Source organism: Microbacterium sp. NPDC058021 (assembly GCF_042885955.1).
Classification (GTDB): Bacteria; Actinomycetota; Actinomycetes; order Actinomycetales; family Microbacteriaceae; genus Microbacterium.
Genome location: NZ_JBHVRF010000003.1, coordinates 1 through 24,274 on the forward strand (window position 1 = coordinate 1; position 24,274 = coordinate 24,274).

General features: G+C 70.6%; 20 protein-coding genes and 1 tRNA gene. 10 read left to right on the forward strand and 11 right to left on the reverse strand.

All coding sequences use genetic code 11. The annotated features are described in order from the left end of the window. The first annotated feature begins 231 nt into the window (after positions 1–231). Both ACFVR6_RS06795 and ACFVR6_RS06800 read left to right on the forward strand, forming a co-directional pair. Positions 232–996, forward strand: coding sequence for a helix-turn-helix domain-containing protein (locus ACFVR6_RS06795; RefSeq protein WP_386960327.1), 765 nt, complete (start codon positions 232–234; stop codon positions 994–996). 301 nt (positions 997–1,297) lie between these two features. Next, positions 1,298–1,924, forward strand: coding sequence for an SHOCT domain-containing protein (locus tag ACFVR6_RS06800; RefSeq protein WP_386960330.1), 627 nt, complete (start codon positions 1,298–1,300; stop codon positions 1,922–1,924). Positions 1,925–2,050: 126 nt separating this feature from the next. On the opposite strand, the gene ACFVR6_RS06805 is transcribed toward ACFVR6_RS06800, so the two are convergent. Next, positions 2,051–2,125: transfer RNA gene (locus ACFVR6_RS06805), tRNA-Arg, on the reverse strand. A 172-nt stretch (positions 2,126–2,297) separates the two neighbouring features. On the opposite strand from ACFVR6_RS06805, the gene ACFVR6_RS06810 reads away from it, so the two are divergent. After that, on the forward strand, positions 2,298–2,579 hold the full coding sequence (locus ACFVR6_RS06810; RefSeq protein WP_257517845.1) for an iron-sulfur cluster biosynthesis family protein: 282 nt from the start codon (positions 2,298–2,300) through the stop codon (positions 2,577–2,579). An 89-nt stretch (positions 2,580–2,668) separates the two neighbouring features. On the opposite strand, the gene ACFVR6_RS06815 is transcribed toward ACFVR6_RS06810, so the two are convergent. The 7 genes from ACFVR6_RS06815 to ACFVR6_RS06845 form a co-directional block, all read right to left on the reverse strand. Continuing rightward, on the reverse strand, positions 2,669–6,151 hold the full coding sequence (locus ACFVR6_RS06815) for an error-prone DNA polymerase (protein ID WP_386960334.1): 3,483 nt from the start codon (positions 6,149–6,151) through the stop codon (positions 2,669–2,671). Between the two features lie 108 nt (positions 6,152–6,259). Continuing rightward, entirely contained in the window at positions 6,260–7,795 is a 1,536-nt protein-coding gene (locus tag ACFVR6_RS06820) for a DNA polymerase Y family protein (RefSeq protein ID WP_386960337.1), read from the reverse strand. Then, positions 7,792–8,496, reverse strand: a complete 705-nt coding sequence (locus ACFVR6_RS06825) for a hypothetical protein (RefSeq protein ID WP_386960340.1) — start codon at positions 8,494–8,496, stop codon at positions 7,792–7,794. The genes ACFVR6_RS06820 and ACFVR6_RS06825 overlap by 4 nt, the downstream gene beginning before the upstream one ends. Before the next feature lie 251 nt (positions 8,497–8,747). Continuing rightward, a complete protein-coding gene (locus ACFVR6_RS06830) occupies positions 8,748–10,400 on the reverse strand; it encodes an MDR family MFS transporter (protein WP_386960343.1) in 1,653 nt (550 codons plus the stop codon). Positions 10,401–10,517: 117 nt separating this feature from the next. Further along, entirely contained in the window at positions 10,518–11,015 is a 498-nt protein-coding gene (locus ACFVR6_RS06835; RefSeq protein ID WP_386960346.1) for an HNH endonuclease, read from the reverse strand. A 301-nt stretch (positions 11,016–11,316) separates the two neighbouring features. After that, positions 11,317–12,144, reverse strand: a complete 828-nt coding sequence (locus ACFVR6_RS06840; RefSeq protein WP_386960349.1) for a M23 family metallopeptidase — start codon at positions 12,142–12,144, stop codon at positions 11,317–11,319. A gap of 307 nt (positions 12,145–12,451) precedes the next feature. Continuing rightward, positions 12,452–13,153: a metal-dependent transcriptional regulator gene (locus tag ACFVR6_RS06845; protein WP_386960352.1), complete on the reverse strand. Its 702-nt coding sequence runs from the start codon at positions 13,151–13,153 to the stop codon at positions 12,452–12,454. A gap of 133 nt (positions 13,154–13,286) precedes the next feature. On the opposite strand from ACFVR6_RS06845, the gene serC reads away from it, so the two are divergent. After that, positions 13,287–14,399: a phosphoserine transaminase gene (gene serC, locus ACFVR6_RS06850; protein ID WP_386960355.1), complete on the forward strand. Its 1,113-nt coding sequence runs from the start codon at positions 13,287–13,289 to the stop codon at positions 14,397–14,399. A 575-nt stretch (positions 14,400–14,974) separates the two neighbouring features. Here serC and ACFVR6_RS06855 read toward each other — a convergent pair. Together ACFVR6_RS06855 and ACFVR6_RS06860 are read right to left on the reverse strand one after the other, a co-directional pair. Continuing rightward, the gene (locus tag ACFVR6_RS06855) at positions 14,975–15,721 is read right to left on the reverse strand and encodes a DUF3027 domain-containing protein (RefSeq protein ID WP_386960358.1); all 747 of its coding nucleotides are present in this window, start codon (positions 15,719–15,721) and stop codon (positions 14,975–14,977) included. Then, positions 15,705–16,088: a cold-shock protein gene (locus ACFVR6_RS06860; RefSeq protein ID WP_386960361.1), complete on the reverse strand. Its 384-nt coding sequence runs from the start codon at positions 16,086–16,088 to the stop codon at positions 15,705–15,707. Before ACFVR6_RS06860 ends, ACFVR6_RS06855 begins: the two co-directional genes overlap by 17 nt. A 105-nt stretch (positions 16,089–16,193) precedes the next feature. Here ACFVR6_RS06860 and ACFVR6_RS06865 point away from each other — a divergent pair, with 105 nt between their 5' ends. Genes ACFVR6_RS06865 through ACFVR6_RS06875 form a run of 3 tightly spaced genes read left to right on the forward strand, consistent with a single transcriptional unit; the run spans position 16,194 to position 19,869 of the window. After that, positions 16,194–16,460, forward strand: coding sequence for a multidrug ABC transporter ATPase (locus tag ACFVR6_RS06865; protein ID WP_386960364.1), 267 nt, complete (start codon positions 16,194–16,196; stop codon positions 16,458–16,460). A 1-nt stretch (position 16,461) separates the two neighbouring features. Continuing rightward, a complete protein-coding gene (locus tag ACFVR6_RS06870) occupies positions 16,462–18,171 on the forward strand; it encodes a helicase-associated domain-containing protein (RefSeq protein ID WP_386960367.1) in 1,710 nt (569 codons plus the stop codon). A 39-nt stretch (positions 18,172–18,210) separates the two neighbouring features. Next, positions 18,211–19,869: a DNA repair helicase XPB gene (locus tag ACFVR6_RS06875; protein ID WP_386960370.1), complete on the forward strand. Its 1,659-nt coding sequence runs from the start codon at positions 18,211–18,213 to the stop codon at positions 19,867–19,869. Between the two features lie 143 nt (positions 19,870–20,012). Here ACFVR6_RS06875 and ACFVR6_RS06880 read toward each other — a convergent pair whose 3' ends face one another. Next, on the reverse strand, positions 20,013–20,921 hold the full coding sequence (locus ACFVR6_RS06880) for an alpha/beta fold hydrolase (RefSeq protein ID WP_386960374.1): 909 nt from the start codon (positions 20,919–20,921) through the stop codon (positions 20,013–20,015). A gap of 110 nt (positions 20,922–21,031) precedes the next feature. Between ACFVR6_RS06880 and ACFVR6_RS06885 the strand changes: the two genes are divergently transcribed. The 3 genes from ACFVR6_RS06885 to ACFVR6_RS06895 all read left to right on the forward strand — a co-directional run bounded on the left by ACFVR6_RS06885 (position 21,032) and on the right by ACFVR6_RS06895 (position 24,274). Next, positions 21,032–21,568 carry a TetR/AcrR family transcriptional regulator gene (locus ACFVR6_RS06885; protein WP_386960377.1) on the forward strand — a complete coding sequence of 179 codons (537 nt, stop codon included), beginning with the start codon at positions 21,032–21,034 and terminating at the stop codon, positions 21,566–21,568. 248 nt (positions 21,569–21,816) lie between these two features. Next, positions 21,817–22,509, forward strand: coding sequence for a response regulator transcription factor (locus tag ACFVR6_RS06890; RefSeq protein ID WP_257508241.1), 693 nt, complete (start codon positions 21,817–21,819; stop codon positions 22,507–22,509). A gap of 160 nt (positions 22,510–22,669) precedes the next feature. Then, the gene (locus tag ACFVR6_RS06895; RefSeq protein WP_386961663.1) at positions 22,670–24,274 is read left to right on the forward strand and encodes a sensor histidine kinase; all 1,605 of its coding nucleotides are present in this window, start codon (positions 22,670–22,672) and stop codon (positions 24,272–24,274) included.

Consider the following 24,274-nt stretch of genomic DNA (forward strand, 5'->3'; position numbering starts at 1 on the left):
CGAGGTCGAGAACGCGTACTACGCTGACCTGGAATCAGCCCAACCGGCATCTGCCGGACAAACAATCCGATAGGAACGAAACCCAGGCCGATTCACATATGAGACACATCTCCCGGGACATTACACAGTGCCCCTGGAGGTGTCTGGGTTCACGGCATAGGCGAAAGGTGATCGGCGACACGTGAGTCGCGTCATAGGCGACACTCGTGCATGCCGTCGAAGCACAGGGTCGTGGTGTTGAAGATCGTCTCCGGGCAGCCCACCGTCACCGCGGCGGCGGCCGAGTACGGGCTCAGTCGGCAGTATCTGCACAAGCTCCTCGCCCGCTACCGACAGGACGGGCTGGCCGGGCTCGAGCCGCGGTCCCGGGCGCCGGTGACCTCCCCGCAGCAGGTCACCGACCGGGTGCGGCAACGGATCCTCACGCTGCGGGCGGCGTTGGTGGCCGAGGGGCTGGATGCGGGGCCGGTCACGATCGCCTGGCACCTGCGCGGCGAGAGCCTGCAACCCCCGTCGACATCCACGATCCGCCGGATCCTGCGCGCGTCGGGCCTGATCGTCCCCGAACCACGCAAGCGCCCGCTCTTCCTACGTCCGGTTCGAAGCGGCGCAACCCAACGAGACCTGGCAGTCCGACTTCACCCACTGGTGCCTCATCGACGGCACCGACGTGGAGATCCTGAACTGGCTCGACGACCACTCCCCGGTATCTGCATTCCTGCACCGCCCACCGCCCCGTCACCGGCCAGAACATCGTGGACCACCTTCCTAGGCTGTGTCGACGATTACGGCCCACCCGCGTCAACCCTCACCGACAACGGCCGCGTCTACACCGCCGGCCACGCCCACGCCCGCAACGCGTTCGAGCACGCCCTCCCCGCCCTCAACGTGATCCAGAAGAACCACGCCCCGAACCACCCGCAGACCCAGGGGAAGATCGAACGGTTCCACCATTCGCTGAAACGCTGGCTCACCGTCCGCCCCGCGCCACCATGATCACCGAACTCCAAGGCCAGCTCGACACGTTCCGCGACCGCTTCAACCAGCGACGCCCGCACCGCGCCCTCAAACTAGGTCTGGTACCGCCGGTCTGCTGAGGCTGGTTCCGTTGGCTGGCCGGGATAGATTATCGTGCCCTCGCGTTCTCGCCGGATTTTCGTGAACGTGCGTTCACGATCCTCGAAGGACCAGCTCCTGAACATCGGGCGAGAGTCGGTGTCTCGTATGACAACACCCTCGTGGAAGCCGTTATCGGACGGATGCTCGCGAGGAAGTCGCCGATCGCTATGCTTCGGCCATGGAAGTTCTCATACCATTCCTGGTCGTCGCCGTACTTGTCGGGGGCGTGTGGTGGAGCCTGCACGTCGCGAAGGAGCATTCCGCTGCAGACAACGAGGCCGCTGTGCTCGCTACCCTCGCCATCCCCGGAGGTATCGTGCTCCGGCTTACGCGAGACGAACTTATCGAGGGATATGGGGAGGGCGCTGCGCGGCACCCAATCGCGGGTCTCGTTGCCCGAGTAGAGGAGGGGGGGAGCGTCAACCGACGGTTTACCGTTACTCGCATTGTCGCGCTTGGCGTGTTCGCCGCAGGTGTGCCGAAGAAGATTGATGACCGACAGCTGTATCTCTCCATCGAGGGGCCCACCACGATCATCGTACATGCGATCCCGGTCGCTAAGTCAAAGACGATCACCAGTAGCGCGCGCGAGTTCGCGGCGAAAGTAAACCAGGTAAGCGGTTCTTCGGCCAGCACGGCGGAGGAGAAGCAGTCAACCCACGCCGCGCCGCCGACGCCGGTACCCGCGAGCCCAGATAACGAGATAGCGGACAAGATCCGCCACCTTGCACGACTCCGTGATGACGGCCTCATCACTTCCGAGGAGTTCGAGGCCAAGAAAGCGGAGCTATTGTCTCGATACTGATGCGGTGCCCGCGTGAGACGTTTTGGTGTCGCTTCAGCCGCCCCACCCGCTCAGGTCACGCCTGATCGGCGGCATCACGCCGGGGGAGCTTGTGCAGATAAAGCCCAGATCAGAAGACAAAACCGCTGGTGCCCCTGGAGGGACTCGAACCCCCAACCGTTTGCTTAGGACGCAACTGCTCTTCCATTGAGCTACAGAGGCTGGCTGATCGATTCTAGCCGCGACCAGCCGACGCCCCGGGCCAGCAGCGCCCGCCAGCGCCGGAACCTCCGTATCCGGTGGGAGTCCCGCTCGAAGGTGCGTCGCGGGTTGCATCCGCGGCCGGTTCTCGGAATCGTGGCCGTCTTCGCCGCAATCCACGGAAGGGAGCATCATGCTCACACTCACCGAGAACGCCACCAGTGCCGTCAAGACGCTCACGTCGCAGATCCCGACGGAAGAGGGCGGCCTGCGCATCCGCGGTGCGGACCAGGCCGAGGCCGGCTTCGAGCTCGCGCTCGTGTCATCGCCCGAGCCGGAGGATGCCGTCATCGAGACCGACGGCGCCCGCGTCTTCGTCGAGCAGGCGGCCGCGCTGCCGTTGGACGACCGGGTGCTCGACGCCCAGATCGGCGACGACGGCTCACTGAGCTTCGCCCTCGGCGTGCGCGCCTGACGCGCACCACGAGACACGACAGGCCCCGGGTTGCGACCTGGGGCCTTCGTCGTGCCGGGGAGGGAGCCACGGCCCGCGCAGGCGTCGCCTCACCGGAAGTCGCGCGACCGGTGCATCACCCCCACGCGCAGATCCTCGAAGGCATCCGCCACCAGGTTCGTCACGCCCTCCGGCGAGCGCTCCAGCAACCCCCGGGCGATGAGTGCGGGCGCATCGCGCAGCACCCGGCGATAGCGGTTCCACACCCCCACCGAGCAGACCACGTTCACCAGGCCGTGCTCGTCCTCGAGGTTGAGGAACGTCACCCCGGATGCCGTCGCCGGCCGCTGCCGGTGTGTCACCAGGCCCGCGACCTCCACCCGGCGCCCGGTCTCGTGGTCACGTAGGTCACCGGAGGTCAGCACCCCGCGGGCGTCGAGCTGCGACCGGTAATGGGTAAGCGGATGGTCGTCGGTGGAGATACCGGTGGCCCACAGATCCGCGGCGAGCACCTCGTAGCTGGTGGGGTCGGCGAACAGCGGCGGCTGCACCGACACCAGCGTGCCGGGGAGGAACTCGGCCCGGTCCTGCGCCGCGGAACCGGCGAGCCAGATCGCCTCGCGGCGACTGAGCCCGAAGCATCCGAACACCCCGGCGGTGGCGAGGGCTTCGAGCTGCGCGGCGGTCGCCCCCGTGCGCCGCACCAGGTCGCGCAGGTCGCGGTACTCCCCCGACGCCTCGCGCTCGGCGACGATGCGCTGGGCGAGCGGCTGGCCGATGCCTTTGACGGCTGCAAGACCGAGGCGCACGGCGAACGCGCCGTCGCGGCGGTGGGCGGCGGATTCGTCGGGGGCGGTGGGGTCGAACTCGGGGACTGGGGGTTGCTTGCGGTCGGTGCAGGCATCCCGGCCGGTGGGTGGGCGTTTCGTCTCGTCGCTGCGCTCCTCGCTCAACGACCGGAAGGCGGGGCGTTTCGTCTCGCTTCGCTCGCTCAACGACCCGTGGGTCCCGCTCGGCGACCCGTCCACCGGCTCCAACAAGGCCTCCACTCCGGAGCGGTGGAGGTCGGGGCGGAGGACCTCGACGCCGTGGCGGCGGGCATCGGCGGTGAGGGTCGCCGGCGAGTAGAACCCCATCGGCTGCGCGCGCAGCAGCCCGGCGAGGAACGCCGCCGGGTAGTGCAGCTTCAGCCACGAGCTGGCGTACACCAGCAGCGCGAACGACAGCGAATGGCTCTCGGCGAACCCGAAGTTCGCGAACGCCTGGATCTTCGCGTAGATGTCGTCGGCGAGGTCCCCGGTGATGCCGTTCTCGGCCATGCCGGCGTAGAGCTTCTTCTTCAGCGAATCGATCCGCTCGATGCCGCGCTTGGAGCCCATCGCGCGGCGGAGGACGTCGGCATCCGCCCCACTCAGCCCGCCCACGGCCATGCCCATCTGCATGAGCTGCTCCTGGAAGACGGGAATGCCGAGGGTCCGCTCCAGCACCGGCTTCAGCTTCGGGTGGGGGTACGTGACCTTCTCGTGCCCGAGCTTGCGCCGCACATACGGGTGCACCGCCCCACCCTGGATGGGACCGGGCCGGATCAGCGCGATCTCGATCACGAGGTCGTAGAACCTGCGCGGCTGCAGGCGGGGCAAGAGGCCCATCTGTGCGCGGGATTCCACCTGGAACACCCCGATCGAATCGGCCCGGCACAGCATGTCGTAGACGGCCTGCTCCTCCTTGGGCAGGGTCGACAGCTCCCACCGCTCCCCCGTGGCATCCGCGATGAGATCGAAGCTGTACTGCAGGGCGGCGAGAATGCCGAGCCCCAGCAGGTCGAACTTCACCAGCCCCATCCACGCCGCGTCGTCCTTGTCCCACTGGATGACCGTGCGGTTCTCCATGCGCGCGTGCTCGATCGGCACCACTTCGCCCACGGGCCGGTCGGTCAGCACCATGCCGCCCGAGTGGATGCCGAGATGTCGCGGGGCCTTCAGCAGCTCGGTCGCATACTGCAGCACCCGCTCGGGGATGTCGTGCATCTCGGCGGCGGCATCGGCTTCGGGGAGCGGCCCCCAGTGCTCCACCTGCTTCGACCAGGCATCCTGCTGCCCCGGCGAGTGCCCGAGCGCCTTCGCCATGTCGCGCACGGCGTTCTTCGGCCGGTACTGGATGACGTTGGCCACCTGCGCCGCCCGCTCGCGCCCGTAGGTCGCGTAGACCCACTGGATGATCTCCTCACGCCGATCGCTGTCGAAGTCGACGTCGATGTCGGGCTCCTCATCGCGCAGGGCCGAGAGGAACCGCTCGAACGGCAGGTCGTAGGCGATGGAGTCGACGGCGGTGATGTCCAGCAGATAGCAGACGGCGCTGTTGGCGGCGGAGCCCCGACCCTGACAGAGGATGCCGCGGCGGCGCGCCTCTTGCACGATGCCGTGGACGATGAGGAAGTACCCCGGGAAGTCCTTCTGCTCGATGACCCCGAGCTCCTTCTCGATGCGGGCGCGGTCGGCGTCGGTCGCGTCGGGGTACTTGCGGGGTACCGCTTCCCACACCAGGTGACGCAGCCACGACATGGTGGTGTGCCCCTCGGGGACGGGAAGCTTCGGCAGCGCGGGCTTGGCGCGCCGCAGCGGAAAGGCCAGCTCGTCGGCGAGCGCGACGGTGCGCGCGACGGCGCCGGGGTAGCGAGCGAAGCGCTGCGCCATCTCGCGGCCCGAGCGCAGGTGCGCGCCGGAATTGGCGGGGAGCCACCCGTCGAGCTCGTCGAGGCTGCGGTTGGCGCGCACCGCGGCGACGGCGGCGGCGAGGTCGGCCCGCTCGGGGGCGGCGTAGTGCACGTTGTTGCTGGCGAGCACCGGCAGGCCGCGTTCGGCGGCGAGGGATGCCAGTACGTCGTTGTCGCGGGAATCCGTCGGGGCGCCGTGGTCGATGAGCTCCACGTTGACCGCGTCGGGGCCGAAGACGTCGACCAGCAGGTCGAGTTCGCGGGCGGCGCCGGCGGGTCCGTCTTCTGCGAGTGCCGTGCGGACGGCGCCCTTGCGGCATCCGGTCAGCACCGCCCAGTGCCCGTCGGCGCGGGCGGCGAGGTCGTGCAGGTCGTAGACGGGGCGGCCCTTCTCGCCACCCGCCAGCTGGGCGTGGGTGAGGGCGGCCGCGAGGCGGTGGTAGCCCTCCTCGCCGCGGGCGAGCACGAGCAGGTGCCGGCCGTGCGGGTCGGGCTCGCCGTTCTGCGGGCCGGGGAGCCCCAGCGACAGCTCGGCACCGAACACGGTCTTGACGCTACGGGCCTCGGCGGCCTCGGCGAACCGCACGATGCCGTAGAACCCGTCGTGGTCGGTGACGGCGAGGGCGTGCAGGCCCAGGCGCTCGGCCTCTTCGACGAGTTCCTCCGGCGACGAGGCGCCGTCGAGGAACGAGAACGACGTGTGCACGTGCAGCTCGGCGTACGGCACGACGTCGTCGGGGCGGGCGATGGGCGGGGGTTTGTAGGCGCCGCGCTTGCGCGACCAGGCGGGGCTGTCGCCGCCGTCGGCGCCGGCGGGCTTGCGGCCGCTGAGCAGGCGCTCCATCTCGGACCACGACACCGAGGGGTTGTTGAAGCCCATCAGCGGTTCACCCCGGTCGTTGAGCGAGGGAGCGCAGCGACCGAGACGAAACGCGGTTCCGACTGCGGGGTCGGGCGTTTCGTCTCGCTGCGCTCGCTCAACGACCGGCTAGTCATAGCGGCCCTCGGCAGACCAGTCGCCGGCCTCGCAGACGAGCAGCCACGCCGACTGCTCGGCATCCACCACCTGGAACCGGTGCGCGCGCCGCGCACGGGCGGCATCCCACCCCCGCTCTCGCACCGGCCACGGGCCCGCCCACGCGTCGATGCGCCGGCGCCGCCCGCTCTCGACCAGCACCGCCGGCGGCGCGGTCAGCGCGTCGCGGGCGCCGACGGCCACCGCGTCACCGTCGGCATCCACCACCGTCACCGGCCGCGGCGGGTCGAACACCGTCGACGGCAGCGGGTCGGGCAGGCTCCCCGGCCACGGCCGCTCGCGGGGCCGGGGCAGCACCGCGCGGTCGCCCCACGGCACCAGCACCTGCCGCTCGCTCAGCCAGCGGCCGCCCCCGACGACGGGGGTCACCACTCCGCGATGCCCGAGCATCGCCTGCACCCGCGACAGCGCATGGTGCACGCGTTCGTCGGGTCCGCCGCCGAAGAGGGAGCGCACATGGTGGGAGGCGGCATCCACCGTCTCGGGAGCGATGCGCACCCGCGTGACGGCGCTGCGCAGCCCCGCCTCGCCCAGCTGCCAGCGCACCCGGTCGACCACCTCGCCGGCGGTGAACGCCCCCGGATGCAGCCACACCCGCTCGCTGTTCTCGGCCCGGTCGCCGGTGATCTGCACGCGCAGCTCGGTGCACACGAGGCTGTGCTCGCCGAGACCCGCGATGAACTCCTCGGCGGCGACGCGCATCGCGAACGCCACCTGGTCGGCGATCTCGAGTGGGGGCTCGAACGACACCTCGCGCTCGAGCTCGGGCGGCGGCGTGCGCGGCTGCACCGGACGGGAATCGCGCCCCGAGGCGAAGGCGTGCAGTCGGATGCCACGCTCCCCCAGCCGCTCGCCGACGCGCTCGGCGGGGAGGGCCGCGAACTGCCCGAGGGTCTGCACGCCCAGCCGCGCCAGCAGATCGACGACGTCGGCCTCGTCGAGGGCCGTGATCGGCAGCGGAGCGAGGAAGGCGCCCGATTCGCCCGGCGGCACGATGCGCACCGGGGCATCCGGATGCGTGAACCGCGCCGCCTGCTCGGCCGTGAACGCCCCATCCGCCACGGCGATGCGCGCGTCGGTTTCGCCCAGCGCCTCGCGCAGCACGTGCGCGGTGCGCTCCTCTCCCCCGTAGTACCGCGCCGGTCCCTGCGCGCGCAGCGCACACAGCCCCGCCCGAATCAGCTGCACCCCCGGCGCGAGCTCTTCGATGCGGGCCACGAGCGGCGCGAACACCCGCTGGTCGCGGGTCTGGTCGGCATCGACGATCGTCAACTGCGGGCAGCGGGCCTGCGCATCGCGGCGCCGCTGCCCGCGGCGCACGCCCTCGGTGCGGGCGGCGGCGGAGCAGGCGACCACTGCCCCCTTGTCGAGCACGGCGACGGGAGCGGCGGCATCCACCCCCTGCTCCTGCGCGAGGGCGACCACGGGCCAATCCGGCAGCCACAGCACGAGCGTGCGCTGCGGGGCGGTGGGGTCTGCGGCGTTCATCCCGCCGCCCGGATGGGAAGCGGCATCGGTGCGGAGCCGCGCGTCGTGGTGTCGGTGGCGGCGACCTGACCGGATGCCGCCGGCAGCTGAACCCGCGCGCGACGCGGGACCGGGCTGCGGCGGCTGGAGACGGTGACGGTCAACTCCCGCGCGGCGAGGTAGCCGTGGCCGTCGCCGACGCCCGTCCACTCCGGGTCGCTGACGTCGATCATGGCCTCGGTCTGCGGCCAGGTGCCCTGCACGAGCAGCACGGCGCCGCGCTCGCGCAGGCGGGCGGCGAGCCGCGTGACGTCGCCGTCACGGGCGCGCGACGGCGGACGCACGGCCACGACGGGCAGCACCTCGGCGATCGTCGCCGTGACCGCCAGCCACCGGCTGCCGGGATCGGGGATCAGCACGGTGCGGTCGAGCTCCACGCCCACGCGCGCAGCGGCCTCGGCGCCGAATTCCGGCATCCCCACCACGCCGCACCAGGATCCCGCCTGCGACGGCGGTGCCAGCAGCGCGAACAGCAGCGTCAGTGACGGACCCAGCGAATACGCCGACCCGGGCCGCAGGCCGCGCCCCGGCAGCAGCCCGGCCAGGGCGGGGTGGGCCGGCAGCACAGGGGCATCCATGCGCCGCCCCTGCACGCGCTCGAGCTGCGCGCGCAGACGCTGCACGTCTTCGGCAGCAGCCCGGTTTCGCACGATCGACCTCACCAACACAGACTAGAACGGATGTTCTATCTCAACAACATCACGGTCGAAGATACGCTCGGCATCCGACACTGCCCGCGGGAGCGGGCTGGCGGCCGCGGGAGCGGGCTGGCGGCCGCGCGCGCCCGCGGCGTGGGCCCACGCGCCCGCGGCGCGGCCCCACGCGCCCGCGTTGCGGGCCTCATTTCCGCGAGAAACCACTTCTCGGCGGGGAAACACCGCAATGCGTGGTGTCTCACCCGGAAAGTGGTTTCTCACCGCGATGGATGCCGCGAGTCCGCACCCGAGCCCGCACCCGAGCCCGAGCCCGCACCCGCATCCGCACCCGCCGCGACCGCGGCATCCTCCTCGCGGGCGACCATCCCCGCCCGCGTGGACAGCCGGATCTCGCGCATGAAGAACGCCACGATGAACCCGATCAGCCCGAGCGGCACGAGGTACCAGAACGAGGGGGCGAGGGCCTGGGCGTAGGCATCGACGACGGCGTTGCGCAGATCCGCGGGGAGGTCGGCGACGTTGGCGGGCGTGAGCGAGCTCGCACCGAAGGTCGACGGCACTTCGGATGCCGGGAGCTGCTTCGTATCCTCGGCGATGGTCGTGACCAGCCGCGTCGTGAACGCGGTCGAAAAGACACTCGTGCCGACGGCCGCACCGATCTCGCGCAGGAAGTTGTTGGTGGAGGTCGCCACACCCACCTGTTCGGGCGAGACGGAGTTCTGCGCGGCGATGACGATCGTCTGCATCACCAGGCCGAGGCCGAGCCCCAGCGTAAAGATCATCGTGCCGAACAGCACCATCGACATGTCCGCGGTGATGAGCGTGAGCCAGGCCAGCGCCACCGTCGCGATGCCCATCCCCAGGATCGGGAAGATCTTGTACCGGCCGGTGCGCGTGATGATCCGTCCGGAGGCGATGGTGCTGATGAGCAGGCCCACCGTCATCGGCAGCATCAGCAGGCCCGATTCGGTGGCGCCGACGCCGAGGGACATCTGCAGGAAGGTCGGCAGGAACGACAGTGCCGCGAACATCGCCATCCCCAGCACCAGGGCGATGGCGGTGGATGCCGCGAACGTGCTGCTGCGGAACAGACGCAGCGGCACGATCGGGTCGCTCACCCGCGACTCGACGACGAGGAAGGCCAGCAGCGCGGCGAGGGTCGCGGCGGTGAGGGACAGCAGCCAGGGGTGGCTCCAGTCGTAGCCCGAAGATCCGGTGAGCGACGTCCAGCTGGTGAGCAGCACGATGCCCGAGGTCGCCGCCGCCAGCAGCACGGCGCCGCCGATGTCGAACCGGCGCGACGGCCGCTGCGATGGCAGTTTGAGGGTGAACCAGGCGATGCCGAACGCGAGGATGCCGAAGGGCACATTGGTCCAGAAGCACCAGCGCCATCCGGGTCCCTCGGTGAACCACCCGCCCAGCAGCGGCCCCGCGACGGTCGCGATGCCGAACACGGCGCCCATCGGGCCCATGAACTTGCCGCGATCCCGGGCCGAGACGATGTCGGCGATGATCGCCTGCGACAGGATCACCAGCCCGCCCGCGCCGAGGCCCTGCACCGAGCGCCAGGTGATGAGCTCGATGAACGACCCCGACAGTGCTGAACCGGTGGAGCCGACCACGAACAGGGCGATCGCGATGAGGAACGGGATGCGTCGGCCGACGAGGTCACCGACCTTGCCGTAGATCGGCATGACGATGGCGATCGCGAGCAGGTAGGCCGTGATGATCCAGCCCTCGTTCTCGGCGGCGCCGAGGTCGCCGACGATCGTCGGGAGGGCCGTGCCGACGATCGATTGATCCAGCGCCGACAGGAACATCGCCGCCATCAGGGCGACGAAGATGACGTAGACGCGCCGGCGCGAGGGCCCGACCTCCGGCTCGGTGCCCGCCGCCGCTGGTGTGCTCATGCCCCCGGTGTACCCCGCTCCCGCGCGCCCCACCAGTCCCCTTGACGCGCCCCGCCGTCGGCGCACCGCCAGCGGCGAGCGGGCGCGACCACGCAGCCCCGCCCCACCCCACCCGCGTCAGGCCGCGAGCGCCAGGTACGGCTCCCACCGCGGATCGGCGCGCTCGGTGCCGCGCACCGTCCACTGCGCGCCGCGCGGCGGCCGCGGGGTGAGTCGCAGCTCCCAGTTCATCTCCTGCGGCGTGCGGTTGCCCTTCAGGTTGTTGCAGCGCACACACGCCGCCACGAGGTTCTCCCATGTGTCGGCGCCGCCGCGCGACCGCGGCAGGATGTGGTCGATCGTCGCCGCGGACTTGCCGCAGTATCCGCAGCGGTGCGCATCGCGGCGCAGCACCCCTCGGCGGGTCACCGGCACCCGGCCGCTTCCCGGCACGCGCACGTAGCGGGCCAGCAGGATCACGGCGGGCCGGTCATACGCGCCCCGCGCGCCCCAGACGGGATCGTCCGCGACGTGTTCGACGACGGTCGCCTTGTCGTTCATCACGAGCACGAGCGCCCGCTTGAAGGAGACCACGGCCAAGGGCTCGTAGCCCGCGTTCAGCACCAATGTGCGCATTTCCCAGTCCTCTCGAACGGCCGAGACGGATTCCCGGATGTTCGGCGCGATCGATGATCGATCCGCGGAGGGGTATGAAAAAAGGCGCTGTCTCATAGACAGCGCCTGAGCGCAGCGGCAGAGCCGCAGCATCCGATCTCACGATGCCGGAGGACGAGCAACCCGAGCGCATCCATGGTTCGGATGCGTGGCGTGCCGTCCATCGGCGTCCCTCCGCTTCTCTCTCAGCGTCGGGATCAGGGTAACGCACGCATCCGACACCACCGCCCGATCTCGGGTGAACGGCAGGTTGCGCGTGTCGTCAGCCGGCGTTGGCCTGCAGCCACGCCAGCGGGTCGACGTACGACCCGTTGACCTGCACCTCGAAGTGCAGGTGCGGTGCGGTGGCGTTGCCGGTCTGGCCGACCTGGCCGATCAGCTGCCCGGCCGTGACGCTCTGGCCGGCCGAGACGACGCGGGTGCCGTAGCTCATGTGCGCGTACGTGGTGCTGACCTGCTGGCCGCCGACGACCGAGTCGATCATGACGACCGCGCCGTAGCTGCCGCCGCCATCGGTCGAGGTGCGCACGACACCGGATGCCGCGGCGAAGATGGGCGTTCCGGAACCCGACATCATGTCGAAGCCCTTGTGGCCGGCGTAGCCGCCGAACAGGTTGTAGCTCTGGTAGTTGAACGCCGTCACGGGCCAGCGCACCTCGCCGGAGCCTGGAGCCGTCATCGACAGGTCGACCGAGGCGACCGCACCGGTGCGGGCGGAGGCGGTCACGGCCGAGGCGCGGGCTGCGGCGGCTGCCGCGGCGGCTTCTTCGGCCTTCTTCTTCTCGATCTCTTCCGGCGTGGTGGCCGAGTAGCTGTAGCGGTCGAGCGCCTGGGGCGATGCCTCAGAGGCGACGACGAGCGACTGCGCGTTGTCGGCGGCGACCTGCTGCATCGTCTGCACTTCTTCGCCGCTGCCGGCACGGGTGGCGGCGTAGGCGGGCAGGGCGACGGTGGCGAACATGCCCGCGACCGAGGCGACGATGAGCAGATTGCGCACCGACTTGGTCTTCTCGTGGCGGGGCAGCGCCGAGGCGGATGCCGGGGCAGCCGCGGGTCGGCGACGCATGGGCAACCGCGCTGCGGCCTTCACCGTACTGAGTCGAGTGCTGCGACGCGTCCCAGCGGTGGGAGCGATCTCATCACGTGACGAGTCGATGTCTTCGGTCAATTCAACCTCCGGCGCCTCCGCGCCGGGGTGGACGCTGGCTCGTCGGCATTCGGTGTCGGGGCACAGATATGCGGGTCAGCCACGAGAACGACGAGCCGGAGAGGCAATCCTCGTGGTATCCGTGGCGGGCTTCTCGCCGTTGGACTCTCCCGAGGCTACCCGAAGATAACGAACAAGTCACGCTGCTGTGCACAACCTGTTGCCGCCCGGTGACCGGATGGGGTACGACTCAGGAACGACCGTCGATGAGGAAGATGTGGGATGCCACCTCGACGGGCAGCTCGAGCGCTTCGTCGTTGTCGTCCATCTGCACCAGCACGTAGCCCTCGTTGTAGCGGAAATCGCCGGTGCCGCCGGGGACCACCCCTGCCATGCGCAGCTGGGTGAGCAGCTCCGGATCGACCTGGGCGGGCTCAGCCAGGCGCCGCACCGTGCCGCGGATGGGCCCGTCGGCCGCGTTCAGCCAGCGCACGAGGCCCACGACCCCCTGGTCGAAGGTCGTCGCCGGCACATCGCCGAGCTGGTCGAGACCAGGGATGGGGTTGCCGTAGGGGGACTCGGTGGGGTGCCCGAGCAGTTCGATCAGGCGACGCTCCACCTGCTCGCTCATGACGTGCTCCCAGCGGCAGGCCTCTTCGTGCACGTACGACCAGTCCAGGCCGATGACGTCGCTGAGCAGGCGCTCGGCGAGGCGGTGCTTGCGCATGACGTCGACGGCCTTCTGCCGACCGGCATCCGTCAGTTCGAGTCGGCGGTCCTCCGACACCACGACGAGACCGTCGCGCTCCATGCGTCCGACCGTCTGCGAGACGGTGGGGCCGGAGTGCCCGAGCCGCTCCGAGATGCGCGCGCGCAGGGGGATGATGTCCTCCTCCTCGAGCTCGAGGATGGTGCGCAGGTACATCTCGGTGGTGTCGATCAGATCGGTCATGGCAGCCTCGATGTCGGGGGCGGATTCAGCGTCTCCCAGCCTATCCCGCGCCCCCGACCCCAGCCTCGGTCCCGGCTCCGGTCCGTGTCCCGGTGGACATGGCTGCCCCCGCGCGCGGCCCTACAATCGGCACATGGCCCACGTGACGCTGCCCCGCGAGATCCTGCCCACCGACGGACGCTTCGGCTGCGGCCCCTCGAAGGTGCGCGCCGACCAGATCGCCGCGCTCGTCGGTCCGGGTCTGGCCGTGCTCGGCACGTCGCACCGCCAGGCGCCGGTGAAGAATCTCGTCGGGAGCGTCCGCGCGAACCTCGGCGAGGTGTTCCGCCTGCCCGACGGATACGAGGTGATCCTCGGCAACGGCGGCTCGAGCGCCTTCTGGGATGCCGCCGCGTTCGGTCTCATCGAGCGCCGCAGCCAGAACCTCGTGTTCGGCGAGTTCGGCGGCAAGTTCGCCGCCGCGGCCGCAGCACCCTGGCTCGACGCCCCCGACGTGCGCAAGGCCGAGCCCGGCACGCGCGCCGTGGCCGAGCCGGTCGAAGGCGTGGACGTCTACGCCTGGACCCACAACGAGACCTCCACCGGTGTCGCCGCCCCCGTCGAGCGCGTCCGGGGCGACGAGGGAGCCCTCACCGTCATCGACGCCACGAGCGCCGCCGGCGGCATCGACTTCTCGGTGACGCAGTCCGACGTCTACTACTTCGCACCGCAGAAGAACCTCGGCTCCGACGGCGGCCTGTGGTTCGCCCTCGTCTCCCCCGCCGCCGTCGAGCGCATCGAGCGCGTCGCGGCATCCGGGCGCTACATCCCCGAGTTCCTGAGCCTCAAGAACGCCCTGGACAACTCGCGCCTGAACCAGACGCTCAACACCCCGGCGCTCACGACCCTCTATCTGCTCGACAACCAGCTCGACTGGATCATCGGCAACGGCGGTCTGCAGTGGGCCGATGCCCGCACGCGCGAGTCGTCGACGGCGCTCTACGACTGGGCCGAGGCCTCGTCGTTCGCGACGCCGTTCGTGGCCGACCCCGCCGACCGCTCCCCCGTCGTGGTGACGGTGGACTTCGACGACTCGGTGGATGCCGCGGCCGTCGCCAAGACCCTGCGCGGCAACGGCATCGTCGACACGGAGCCCTACCGCAAGCTCGGGCGCAACCAGCTGCGGATCGCGACGTTCGTCTCGATCGAGCCCGACGACGTGCGTCAGCTCATCCGCTGCATCGACTACATCGTCGACCACCTCTGAGGCGGGGTGGGGGTCGCGGCGGCGCCGGCGCTTCGGTCGTCGCACTAGTCCCCGCCGCGACCCCGTCGAGGTCGTACGCGACGACCGAACTCGGGGCGCACCGGCATCCCCAGGCTTCAGTCGTCGCAATCGTCCCCGGCGCGCTCGTCAGCAGGGTCGTTTGCGACGACCGAACCCTCGTGCTGGGTCGACACGCGTGCGCCCGCATCCGCCGCGACCTCAGTCGTCGCAAACAGCCTCTCCGACGCTAGCTGTAGGGCCCTACGCGACGACCGAACGCCGGGCGCACCGGCATCCCCAGGCTTCAGTCGTCGCGAACGTCCCTGGCGCGCTCGCCAACACGGGCGTTCGCGACGACCGAACCCTCGTGCTGGGTTGACACGCGTGCGCCCGCGCCCGCCGCGACCTCAGTCGTCGCAAACAGCCTCTCCGACGCGCGCTGTAGGGCCCTTCGCGACGACCGAACGCCGGGCGCACCGGCATCCCCGGGCTTCAGTCGTCGCAAACGTCCCCGGTGCGCTCGCCAACACGGGCGTTCGCGACGACCGAACCCTCGTCAGCGACGGGGCAGGGTGTCAGTGGTCGGAATCCTCGTCATCGGAGTCTGCGTCGTCGTCGTCTGCGTCGTCGTCGTCGGACTCTTCGTCATCAGACTCGTCGTCGTCGGACTCTTCGTCGTCGGACTCGTCGTCATCAGAGCCTGCGTCGTCGTCGCCCTCGTCGTCGACATCCTCCTCGACGTCGCCCGCTTCGGAGTCCTCTTCGGAGTCGTCGTCGGCGTCCTGCTCGTCGTCTTCGGAGTCGTCGACGTTGCCGCTCTCGTCGAGCTCGTCGATGTCGACGCCGTCGAGGTCGCCCCCGTGCAGAATCGCCGACCCGTCGTCGTCGAAGTCCGACGCGTCGAGATCGTCGAGGTCATCGACGTCGTCGGCATCCTCGTCGTCGTCATCGTCGGATGCCGCGCCCTCGCCGGATTCGGCGGCGCGGGCAGCCTGCACCGCCTGCGCGGCCTGGTACTCGGCCAGACGCACAGCCCACGGCACCCATTCCGGTGCCAGCAGCGCGCCGTCACCGGGGAGCAGCTCCACCTCGAGCACGGTCGGCTCTGCGCCTTCGACGGCCGCGACGCTGACGGTCCAGAACCAGCCCGGGTAGCCCGCGAGGCGGTTGTTGAAGCGCAGCGAGACCACTCCACCCTCTTCCAGGGTGTAGCCGGCGGCGTCGCCGATGGTCGATTCGGGGGTCACCTCACGCAGCGCGGCGCGGGCGAGGTCGTGCGCGCCGAGCAGCCGCTCGTCGGCGGGCTCAGGCTTCGAAGTCATCAGCGACCTTGCGCAGCACAGCGGCGATCTTCTTCGCGTGGGGTCCGCTGGGGTAGCGGCCGCGACGCAGGTCGCCACCGATGCCGTCGAGCAGCTTCACGAGGTCTTCGACGATGATCGCCATGTCGTCGGCCGGCTTGCGGGTGCGCTTGGACAGGCTCACCGGAGCCTCCAGCACGCGCACCGACAGCGCCTGCAGACCGCGCTTGCCGTCGGCGACGCCGAACTCGAGACGCGTGCCGGGCTTGAGCCCGGTGGTACCGGCGGGGAGGGCAGTGGCGTGCAGGAACACGTCCTGACCGTCATCGGCGGAGATGAAGCCGAACCCCTTCTCCTCGTCGTAGAACCTGACTTTGCCGGTGGGCATGCGAACCTCGTTGAAGTCGGGCCTGCGCGGGGGCAGGACGCCAAAAGCGGGCCGATCGGACCCCACAACAGCCTACGGCACCGGCCACCCAGTAGGCTGGCGATGATGAGCACACGCACCCCCGGCGAGGACATGCCGATCCGCCGTATCGACCGCATCCTCGCGTTCATGTCGTTCGGGCTCCTGCTGCTGTCGATCGTGAGCTTCGTGGCGATCATGATCGGCTCCGCGACCGGCGGCGACATGCGCGAGGGGATCTGGCCTACCGTCGGCGCGCTCGTCTGGTTCGCCCCGCCCCTGGCATTCGTCCTGCTGATCACCCTCGTGATCATGAGCTTCGTGCGAAGGGCACGCGCCAACAAGGCGAGCTGACGTGCCATATCCGGCAGATTCCCGCGCCCTCGCGACCTGGCTCGCGACGCAGGACGACGCCGCCCTCGCGGCCCTGCTGGCAGAACGCGGCATCGCCCCCACGGCCTCGTGGAGCGACTTCTTCGATGCCGCCGAAGCGCTGCAGGACACCCCCGCACTCACCCGCGCCCTCGCGGCCCTGCCACGCTCCCTCGCCGACGCGCTGCTCGCCGCCGGCGACGGTCAGGTCACCGAGCCCGCGCGCGCGGCGCTCAACTCCCGCGCCCTCGTCGCCCCCGACGGCACCGTGTACCGCGCGGTCGCCGAGACCGTCGCAGCGCTCGCGCCGGCGGCGCAGCCGGCCGCGGCATCCACCGCTGAGCCCGAATCGGATGCCGCAGCCGCCGAACGCGCCTTCACCGCCGCCGCGACGCTCGCCGACATCCTGCAGCTCGCGCTGGCCTCGCCGCTGGCCCGCATCGGCTCGGGCGCGCTCGGCGCCACCGAGCGGCGACGGCTGATGGAATCGGGCATCGTCGACGATCCGGCGACCGCCGACGAACTCGTCGCCCTGTCGGCGGTGACGGGACTCACCGCCCCCACCGACAAGGAATGGCTCGTCACCCGGGCCGGGCTCGCCTGGCTGCAGGCGGGCACCGTGGACCGCTGGGGCGAGGTGGCCCGGCGCCTGCGCGATGCGCTCCCCGCGGCGCTGCGCTCCGACGACGGCGGGTGGATCGACCCATCCGAGTGGCCCACGGCCTACCCGTTCGACCCGGCGTGGCCGCCGCACGCCGAACGCTGGCGCGGCCTGATGCACCGCTGGGCGCTCATCGCGTCCGACGGCGCGAGCGCCCCGTGGGCGCACGGCCTGGCCGCCGGGGCGGACGCCGACCTCACCGAACTGCGCGCGCTCCTGCCGTCGGAGGTCGACCGCGTGTTCCTGCAGAACGACCTCACCGCCATCGCCCCCGGCCCCCTCGCACCGAACCTCGACATGCGGCTGCGCACCATGGCGGTGCGCGAGTCCCGGGCGCAGGCCTCGAGCTACCGCTTCACGTCGGAGTCGATCGGGGCTGCCATCACCGGCGGCGAGACCGCCGAGACGCTGCGCGAGTTCCTCACCGCCCTCTCACTCACCGGGCTGCCGCAGCCGCTGGCATACGAGATCGAACGCACCGCCGCGCGGCACGGGCTGATCCGGGTCATCGACGACCCGGCATCCACCCACACCCTCGTGCGCAGCGACGACCCCGCCGTGCTCGACACCCTCGCCGTCGATCAGGCGCTGCGAGCCCTCGGGTTCATCCGCGACGCCCAGGGCCTCGCCTCGCGCTCGAGCGCCGACACCGTCTTCTGGATGCTCGCCGACGCCCGCTACCCCGTCGGCATGCAGGATGCCGCGGGCCACAGCCGCACCGTGATGCGCCACCGCCTGGCATCCGAGCCCGTCGCCGAGCCCGAGAATCCCTACGCGCCGCTGCTGGCGCGGCTGCGCTCCGCGCACGAGTCCGACTCGGATGCCGCGTGGCTCGGCCGCGAACTGGAGCAGGCCGTGCGCGCCAAGGCGGTCATCGTGGTGACGGTGCGCCTGCCCGACGGCACGACCCGCGACTTCACGCTCGAGGCCAGCGGCCTGGGCGGCGGACGCCTGCGCGGCCGCGACCGCGCCGCCGACGTCGAGCGGACGCTGCCGGTCACGAGCATCGAAGCCGTGCATCCCCTGGCCTGACGGCCGCGGACGCCCCACAGCGGGCTAGACTTGCCCGTTATGGCTGACGGCCCCCTCATCGTGCAGAGCGACCGGACGGTGCTGCTGGAAGTAGCCCACCCGGATGCCGAGACCGCGCGCCACGAGCTCGCGATCTTCGCCGAACTCGAACGCGCCCCCGAACACATCCACACCTACCGCATCACGCGCCTGGGGCTGTGGAACGCGCGCGCGGCCGGGCACGACGCCGACGACATGCTCGCCACCCTCGACCGCTGGTCGCGGTTCCCGGTGCCGGCATCCGTGTCGATGGATCTGCGCGAGACCGTCAACCGCTACGGCCGGCTCGTCATCGAGCGCGCCGACGTCGAGGGCTTCGGCGAGGGCGTGCTGGTGCTGCGCTCGACGGATGCCGCGGTGCTGGCCGAAGTGTCGCGCAACAAGCGCATCCACCCGCTGCTGATCGGGCGGCCGGCCCCCGACACGTTCGTCGTGGACGCGTGGGCGCGCGGTCACATCAAGCAGGAGCTGCTGAAGATCGGCTGGCCCGCCGAGGACCACGCCGGGTACACCCCCGGCACGCCGCATCCGATCGACCTCGCCGAGAACGGCTGGACCCTGCGCCCCTACCAGCGCACCGCGGTGGACATCTTCTCCGACGGCGGATCCGGCGTCGTCGTGCTCCCCTGTGGCGCCGGCAAGACACTCGTCGGCGCGGGCGCGATGGCCGCAACGAAGACGACGACCCTCATCCTCGTGACCAACACCGTGAGCGCCCGGCAGTGGCGCGACGAGCTGCTCAAGCGCACGACGCTGACCGCCGAGGAGATCGGCGAGTACTCCGGGCAGGTCAAGGAGATCAAGCCGGTCACGATCGCGACCTACCAGATCCTCACCGCCAAGCGCGGCGGCCAGTACGCGCACCTGTCGCTGCTGGACGCGCTGGACTGGGGACTCATCGTCTACGACGAGGTGCACCTGCTCCCCGCCCCCGTGTTCAAGCTCACCGCCGACCTGCAGGCGCGGCGGCGCCTGGGCCTCACCGCGACGCTCGTGCGCGAGGACGGCCGCGAGGGCGACGTGTTCAGCCTCATCGGGCCCAAGCGGTTCGATGCACCGTGGAAGGAGATCGAGGCCCAGGGCTTCATCTCCCCCGCGGTCTGCTACGAAGTGCGCGTCGACCTCCCTGTCGACGAGCGGCTGGAGTACGCGGCATCCGCCGACGAGGACCGCTACCGGCTCGCCGCCACGGCGCCGGTGAAGATCGACGTCGTGCGCGACCTCGTGGCGCGGCACAAGGGTGAGCAGATCCTCGTGATCGGGCAGTACCTCGACCAGATCGACGAGCTCGCCGAGGCCCTCGGGGCGCCGAAGATCACCGGCGCCGTTCCGGTGGACGAGCGCGAGACGCTGTACCAGCAGTTCCGGGTCGGCGAGGTGCCGGTGCTGGTGGTCTCGAAGGTCGCGAACTTCTCGATCGATCTGCCCGAGGCATCCGTCGCCATTCAGGTGTCGGGGTCGTTCGGCTCGCGCCAGGAGGAGGCTCAGCGCCTCGGCCGTCTGCTGCGGCCGAAGACCAACGGGCACACGGCGAGCTTCTACACGCTCATCGCGCGCGACACCGTCGACCAGGACTTCGCGCAGAACCGGCAGCGGTTCCTCGCGGAGCAGGGCTACTCGTACACGATCCTCGACGCCGACCAGGTCGCCGCGGCCTGACCCGCGGGGCCGCGCGGCGGCTCGCGCGCTCTGTCGGTCGCGCCTGTCGGCCGCGCGTGTGTCGTAATTCAGTCTGTCGACCCGCCCCGCGGCGAACTGAGCGCGCCCACGCCCGCTGAGACTGAGTTCCGACACCCCGCGCCCTACGCCGGCCCACGCTCGAACCAGTCGAGCGCGAGGGCGACGGCGGCATCCGGCGCGTCGTCGGTGACGAAGTGCGCGGCATCCTCCACGAACGCCAGCTCGAACCGCGCGGCGACGCGTTCGTGGTCGCGGCACATGCGGCGCACCGTCGGCTCGGTGAAGGGGTGATCCCGCCGACCGAAGGCGACGAGCGTCGGAGGCTGCAGCCTTCGGCGCTTGTAGTAGGTGCCCACCAACCGCGGCAACTCGGGGGTGATCATGCCGAGAACCGCCGCGCGGGCCGCGCGCCGCACCTCCGGCCGCTCCTCCACGCGCAGGTAGCCGTCCAGGATCTCCTCCGTCATCGGCCGCACCGTGTACGGCGGAACGAAGAGCCACCGCAGCGACCGGTCGGGGCTGCTCATGATCAGCGACGGGTAGTGCCGGAACGCCGGGATGATCTTCGGGGTGAACCTCATGAAACCGGGCGGCACCGCGAGCTGCACGAGCGTGCGCACGCGCTCCGGGTGGGCATAGGCCAGGTGCATCCCGGTGATCGCTCCGAGGTCGTGCGTCAGCAGGTCGGCGCGCTCGATGCCAAGCACATCCAGCAGCGCGAGGACATCGTGCATCCGGGTCTCATGACGGATGCCGGGAGCATCTGCCGCTGTCCACCCCGCTCCGCGCAGGTCCGGGCAGATGACGCGGTAGCCGTGCCGCGCGATCGCCGGCGCCACCTGCCGCCACTGCCACCAGTGCTGCGGGAAGCCGTGCAGCAGCAAGACGGGCGGCCCTTCCCCCACGATCGCCACGTGACTTCGCAGCCCCGGTGTCTCGACGACGACGTGCTCGAACCCTTCAGCTTCCGGCAGCGGCGGCATCCACGCCACCGTTCCCGCCGACGGCTTGCCGACGTGCGACCCATCCATCGCGCGCCTCCTTTCGCGATGGCCCCGCGAGGGGCGGGGCCTTTCCCCTGCCCGCAGGTTACTACGTTCGTAGTGCCGTGTCACTAGAAACGTTGTAGTACCCTCGGCCCGTGAGCAACACCCGACGACGCGCACTGCAGGCCGCCGTGGAACTCGTCGGCGGCGAGGGCATCCGCGCCCTCACGCACGGGCGGGTGGATGCCGCCGCGGCGCTGCCGCCGGGATCGACGTCGAACCATTTCCGCACCCGGACGGCGCTCGTCACCGGCGTCATCGAATGGATCGCCGCGGAGGAGCGCACCGACGCGGGCATGCCGCGCATCGACACGCGCGACGACCTCATCGCCGGGCTCACCCGCATGATCGATGTGCAGTCCGGCCCCCAGGCGTTGCGCACCCGCGCGCGGTACGCACTGTTCTTGGAGGCCGACGCGCAGACCGCGCAGCCGCTGCTCGAGCAGCGGACGGCGTTCGAGTCGTGGGTGCGCGGCATCCTGCACGACCTGGGCGGCCCGTCCGCCGGGGAGCAGACCGGCTTCCTCATGGCCACGGCCGACGGGCTGCTGCTGCACCGGATGACGGTGGACCCCGATGCCCCGGTCGAGGCCGTGATCGCCCGCGCCGTGGATGCCGCTCTGGCTCCCTAGCCGCTCGGCCGGGCCCGTCGGCTACTCCGCGACCGTCACGCTCCCGAAACAAGGGGATCCGCCCAGATGCGGACGCAGGGCCCGCGCCCGTCCGCATTTCGGCAGATCTCCGCATACCGGCAACGCCCGGCCCCCACCGGCCCGCCCCGCCGCAGGCACAGCCTGAATTCCGACAGCACAGCAGTCCGATCGGGGCCGCTCCGCCCGGCATCCAGACAGCGCATGGGTTCGGTGGCCATAATGAGGGCATGACCGCTCCGCGCATTCTTGTCGTCGACGACGAGCCGAACATCCGCGACCTGCTCATCACGAGCCTGCGTTTCGCGGGCTTCCAGGTGCGCGCCGTCGCCAACGGCGCCCAGACCATCTCGGCCGTCCTCGAAGAGGAGCCCGACCTCATCGTGCTCGACGTCATGCTGCCCGACATGAACGGCTTCAGCGTCACCAAGCGCCTCCGCGGCGCGGGGTACACCGCGCCGATCCTGTTCCTCACGGCCAAGGACGAGACCGAAGACAAGATCACCGGCCTCAACGCCGGTGGCGACGACTACGTCACCAAGCCCTTCAGCCTCGACGAGATCGTCGCGCGCATCCAGGCGATCCTGCGCCGCACGATGCAGGCCGACGAGGAGTCGATCATCCGCGCCGGTGAGCTGACGATGGACCAGGACACCCACGACGTGCTCGTCGGCGACGTCTCGATCGACCTCAGCCCCACCGAGTTCAAGCTGCTGCGCTACCTCATGCTCAACCCGAACCGGGTGCTCAGCAAGGCGCAGATCCTCGACCACGTCTGGGAGTACGACTTCAACGGCGACGCCGGCATCGTGGAGAGCTACATCTCCTATCTGCGACGCAAGATCGACCCGCACTCCTCCGAGCCCCTCATCCAGACCAAGCGGGGCTTCGGCTACATGCTGAAGGCGGGCAAGTCCGCGTGATCCGGTGGCACTAGCCGCACATGCAGGAAAGAACGACGCGCTGACCCGGTGGTGGCGCGGCGTGAGCCTGCGCGCCAAGGTCACGGGGGTCACCGTCGCGGTGCTGGCCATCGGGCTCGTCTCCGCGGGAGTGGGGACCCTGGCGTTCCTGCGCAACACCATGGCGACGAACCTCGACGCCCAGGTGCAGCAGCTGGCCGTGACGGATGCCGTCAGCAGCGTCTTCACCGGATCGGTCACCGAGGACGGCGAGGACTTCGAGGTGAAGTCCGACGCGACCGCGTACTTCGTCGCCGTCTACGGCCCCGACGGCACGTTCCTCACCAGCGGCGGCGGCAACGGCGCGCCCGAGCCCGAGTTCCCCAAGACGTTCACGCTGCAACAGGCCACGATCTTCGGGCCGAACACCGTGTTCGATCTGCGCAGCAGCGAGGGCGGCGCGGGCTACCGCGCGGCGGTCGGCATCGAGGACACCTCGAACGGCATCTTCTACACGCAGCTCGTCGCGCTGCCCACGGCTCCGAACGAACGGTTCCTCGCGTCGTTCGTCGGCATCTACAGCTTCCTCGCGCTCATCACGGTCATCGCCAGCGCCTTCCTGGTGCGCTGGATCGTCACCCTCACCTTCCGCAGCCTCGGCCAGGTGGAGGCGACCGCCGACGCGATCGCGGCGGGCGACTTCAGTCTGCGCATGACCGACATCGAGCCGACCACGACCGAGGTGGGACGCCTGAAGGCCGCCATCAACACGATGCTCGGACGCATCGACGCGGCACTGTCCGAACGGGATGCCACGGTGCGCCAGATGCGGCGATTCATCGGGGATGCCAGTCACGAGCTGCGCACGCCCCTCGTGACGGTCCGCGGCTACGCCGAGCTCTACCGCATGGGCGCCATCTCGGGCGAGGAGCAGGTCGCCCAGTCGATGGACCGCATCGAGAAGGAAGCCATCCGCATGGGGGTCCTCGTGGAGGACCTCCTCGCCCTCGCCCGGCTCGATGAGCGTCGCGACCTGGTGTTCGCTCCCGTCGATCTGCGCCCCATCGCCCGCGACGCCGCCCTCGATGCCCGCGCGGCCGCACCGCTTCGCACCGTCACCGTGCTCGACACCACCGCCGTCGGCGACGTCGCGCCGCCGACCTCGGACATCGCGACGCAGGATCAGCCGCACCCGCAGCGCAAGCGCGGCGCCGCCGGCACCCCGAGCGGCCTCGCGGGAGCGACCCTGTCGCTGCTGCGCCGCCGCCCGAAGCAGCCCCCGGCGGAGGGCGAGACCCCCATCCCCACCCCGAACACCCCCGTGCCCACGGGCCCGGTCTCGCCTGTCGTCCTCGCGCCGGTGGTGCTCGGGGATGAGAACCGCATTCGCCAGGTCGTGACCAACCTCCTCGGCAACGCGCGGCGCTACAGCCCCGAGGACTCCCCGATCGAGCTGTCGGTCGGGGTGGACCGCGAAGCCGGCATGGGGTGGATCGCCGTCAGCGACCACGGCGAGGGCGTGCCCCCGCAGATCCGCGACAAGATCTTCCAGCGCTTCTGGCGCGCCGACACGTCACGCACCCGCGAGACGGGCGGCTCGGGCCTGGGTCTGTCGATCGTCGCGGCGATCGTCGAGGCGCTGCACGGCTCGATCGGCGTCGGCGACACCCCCGGCGGCGGCGCGACGTTCCGCGTGGCGTTCCCCCTCGCGCAGACCCGTGACGCGGCGGAACACCTCGACATCGAGACGCAGCCCATGCCCCGTGTGACACCTCCCGAGGCCTGA